The sequence below is a fragment of the Blastococcus litoris genome, from assembly GCF_003075095.1.
Lineage (GTDB): Bacteria > Actinomycetota > Actinomycetes > Mycobacteriales > Geodermatophilaceae > Blastococcus_B > Blastococcus_B litoris.
Genome location: NZ_QCZF01000006.1, coordinates 97693 through 101780 on the forward strand (window position 1 = coordinate 97693; position 4088 = coordinate 101780).

General features: G+C 71.5%; 2 protein-coding genes and 1 pseudogene. All 3 read right to left on the reverse strand.

All coding sequences use genetic code 11. The features are described from left to right. On the reverse strand, positions 1 to 1595 hold a 1595-nt coding region (locus DCS98_RS14085), incomplete at its 3' end, for a methyl-accepting chemotaxis protein (RefSeq protein ID WP_164704588.1). 315 nt (positions 1596 to 1910) lie between these two features. Further along, positions 1911 to 3515, reverse strand: a complete 1605-nt coding sequence (locus DCS98_RS14090) for a methyl-accepting chemotaxis protein (RefSeq protein ID WP_241037990.1) — start codon at positions 3513 to 3515, stop codon at positions 1911 to 1913. Between the two features lie 223 nt (positions 3516 to 3738). Next, a pseudogene (locus DCS98_RS14095) lies at positions 3739 to 4088 on the reverse strand (methyl-accepting chemotaxis protein); the annotation flags it as partial.

Consider the following 4088-nt stretch of genomic DNA (forward strand, 5'->3'; position numbering starts at 1 on the left):
GCGGCCATGCGGGAGAGCTCGTCGACCGCCGTGCGGGTCTGGGTGAGGGCCTGGGTGGTGGACTCGGCCGCCGTCGAGACGCCGGTGATGTTGCTGGCGATCTCCGTCGTGCCGCCGGCGGCCTCCTGGACCGAGCGCGACATCTCGTTCGTGGTCGCCGTCTGCTCCTCCACCGCGCTGGCGATGGTGGTCTGCCGGTCGGAGATCTGCGCGACGATCGAGCTGATCTCCTCGATCGCGGCCACGGCGGCGGTGGTGTCGCCCTGGATGGCCAGGACCCGCTGGGCGATGTCCTCGGTCGCCTTGGCCGTCTCCTGCGCCAGTTCCTTGACCTCGTTGGCGACGACGGCGAACCCCTTGCCGGCCTCGCCGGCCCGGGCCGCCTCGATGGTGGCGTTGAGCGCCAGCAGGTTCGTCTGCTCGGCGATGCTCGTGATCACCTTGACGACGTTGCCGATCTCGGCCGAGGACTCGCCCAGCTTGGCCACGGTGGCGGTGGTCGTCTCGGCGGCGGTCACGGCGCGGGCGGCGACCTCGCTGGCCTCAGCGGCGTTGCTGGCGATCTCCCGGATGGAGGCGCCCATCTCCTCGGCGCCGGCCGCCACGGTCTGCACGCTGCGGCTGACCTCCTCGGCGGCGCTGGACACGACACCGGACTGCGCGGCGGTCTCCTCCGCGGAGGCGGAGATCTGCGCCGAGGACGCCGACAGCTCCTCCGACGAAGCGGCGACGGCGTCGGCGGACGCGGCGACGGTGCCCAGCACCGACCGCAGGTTCGTGACAGCAGCGTCCAGGCCCTGACCCATGCGCCCCATCTCGTCGTTCGAGACGAGGCCGCTGGTCTTCGTCAGGTCGCCGACCGCCAGGGCCTCGGTGACGTCCTGCACGCGGCGAGCCGCCCGGGCGACACCGCCGGCCACGAACCAGCCCAGGCCGAGGGCCACGCCGACGCCGGCGATCATCAGCACGATGGCGAGCGTCCGCTGGGACTCGTAGTCGTCCCGGATGCCGGCCGCGACACGCTCCGCCTCGGCGGACTCGATCTCCCGGAGCGACTGGATCCCGTCCTGGACGGCCGAGCCCAGCGGTGCGCCCTGCTGCGCGTTGCTCTGGATCCAGGTGGTGAAGTCCTGGGCCTGGGCCAGCGGGACGAGCACCTCCTGCTGGAAGGCGACGTAGTCCGACGCGTCGGCCAGGATCTGGTCCAGAGCCTCCTGCTTGGCGGCGTCACCGTTGGTGGTGCCGCGGTACGCCTCCCCGGCTGCCTGGAAGTCCGCGCCCAGCGCGCTCACCTTCGCCATGCTCGCGGCGGGGTCGGCACCGAGGATGGTGTCCCGGATGTTGGTCCGCATGTCCCCCACCAGGGCGTCCATGTCGCCCGCGGCCGAGACGCCGAGCAGGTTGCTCTGGTAGAGGCCCTCCGCGCCGTCGGCCGCGGAGCTCAGCGCGCTGAGACCCATGAACCCGACCCCAGCGGTCACGAGGGCGGACACCCCGACCGCGCCGAGGATCTTCACCTTGACCGATCGATCGGCCCAGGCGGAGAGGAGAGAGCCGGCGGGCTTCGGGGCGGCCGCGGGGCGGGGGACGGACATGGTGGTTCTCCAGTGGTGGCGATCGGGAGTGGCGGACGAGGCGTCGTCCCGCCCCGTGGATTGACTCCAGCGAGCGGGTGACGCACGAAAAGATAGGTCACTTCCGAACGGCCCCGTTCAGATTCAAACGTGTCGCGGCCCGCTTTCTCAGATTGTCCGGTGACCGCATTCCAGATGTCGACTTGGCGCCATTTTCCGACGGGCGGAGGCGCACGTGCAGTTCCCGGTGAGCGGCGGAAAACGGCGAGAGCGCGCGGCCGGTGCGGCCGCGCGCTCTCGCCGTCCGGTATCCCACCGGATACCCGAGCCAGTTCTTCAGTAGCGGAAGCGGCCCACGCTGGCGCGCAGCTCCGCGGCCATGCGGGAGAGCTCGTCGACCGCCGTGCGGGTCTGGGTGAGGGCCTGGGTGGTGGACTCGGCCGCCGTCGAGACGCCGGTGATGTTGCTGGCGATCTCCGTCGTGCCGCCGGCGGCCTCCTGGACCGAGCGCGACATCTCGTTCGTGGTCGCCGTCTGCTCCTCCACCGCGCTGGCGATGGTGGTCTGCCGGTCGGAGATCTGCGCGACGATCGAGCTGATCTCCTCGATCGCGGCCACGGCGGCGGTGGTGTCGCCCTGGATGGCCAGGACCCGCTGGGCGATGTCCTCGGTCGCCTTGGCCGTCTCCTGCGCCAGTTCCTTCACCTCGTTGGCGACGACGGCGAAGCCCTTGCCGGCCTCGCCGGCCCGCGCGGCCTCGATGGTCGCGTTGAGCGCCAGCAGGTTGGTCTGCTCGGCGATGCTCGTGATCACCTTGACGACGTTGCCGATCTCGGCCGACGACTCGCCCAGCTTGGCGACCGTCGCCGTCGTGGTCTCCGCAGCGGTGACCGCACGGGCGGCGACCTCGCTGGCCTGCGCGGCGTTGGTGGCGATCTCGCGGATCGAGGCGCCCATCTCCTCGGCGCCGGCCGCCACGGTCTGCACGCTGCGGCTGACCTCCTCCGCCGCGCTGGACACCACACCCGACTGCGCGGAGGTCTCCTCGGCCGAGGCGGAGATCTGCGCCGAGGACGCCGACAGCTCCTCCGACGAGGCCGCGACCGCGTCCGCCGAGGCACCGACCGAGCCCAGCACCGTCCGGAGCGAGCCGACCGCCTCGTCGAGGGAGCGGCCCATCCGGCCGAGCTCGTCCTTGCCCTCGAGACCAGCGGTCCGGGTGAGGTCGCCCTCCGCCAGCCCTTCGGCCACTGCCTGCACCCGGTGCACGTCACGCCTGATCGCCCGGGCGATGGCCACCCCGAGCCCGAGGGCGAGCAGCGCCCCGGCGACGATGACGGCGAGCAGCAACGTCCTGGTGGACTCGTAGTTGTCGGTAGCAGCCTGGGCGCTCTTAGCGGCGTTGCCCTGGCGCACGCTCGACAGCTCGTCCAGGTCCTTGATGATGGCCGCCGCGATCGGAGCCACCAGGGCGTCCCGCTCGGCCGACCAGTCGGCGATCAGGCCGGCCTCCGCCAGCGGGTCGAGCCGCATCATGGCGGCCTTGTACTGCTCGATGCCCTCGAGCACGTGGGCGATGAGCTCCTGCCCCGCGGCGCTCGGCTTGGTGGCCAAGTAGCTGTCCGCCGCCGCGGCGAGGTCCTCGTAGGCCTTGTTGCGCGTGTCCAGGAAACCCTGTCGGGCCTCGTCGTCCAGGGCCACGGCGTAGTTGGTGGCGGACAGCCGGAGGAGGAACAGCTGGGTGCGGACCCGCTCGACCTCCAGCGTGCCGACCAGCTCCCGGCTGTACATCGTCTCGGTCGCCCGGGCGGTCTCCGACAGGCTCCGGAGGCCTTGGACCCCCACCCCGACGGCGACGAGCACGGCCAGGGTCACGGCCGCGAGGATCTTGGTGGTCACACCCAGATCGCGGAAGCGGGCGGCGAGGCGGAACACGTTCACGGGGCTGTCTCCGTTGGGCTGATGCTGCGGGGCACCCGACGGGTGCGACTCAATGGTTTCGCACCACAGAATTGTCCTCGTCGCAAAACGCCGACGTGTCGCATGCTGGTGGAAAATGGGTCGGCGCCCGCCTCGTCGTTGTCGACATACCGCCATTCCCTGCTCGCAGAAATGGCATGGGGCGGCGACCGGTCGTCCGGTCACCGCCCCGCCCCCGTGCTGATCAGTACGTGAAGGTGCCCACCGTGCTGCGCAGGTCGGCCGCCATGCGCGAGAGCTCGTCGACGGCAGTGCGCGTCTGGGCGAGCGCCTGGGTGGTCGAGTCCGCCGCGGTGGAGACGCCGGTGATGTTGGCGGCGATCTCGGTGGTGCCGCCCGCGGCCTCCTGCACCGACCGCGACATCTCCTGGGTGGTCGCCGTCTGCTCCTCCACCGCCGAGGCGATGGTGGTCTGCCGGTCGGAGATCTGCCCGACGATCGAGGAGATCTCCTCGATCGCGGCCACGGCCGCCGTCGTGTCGCCCTGGATCGCCAGCACCCGGCGGGCGATGTCCTCGGTCGCCTTCGCCGTCT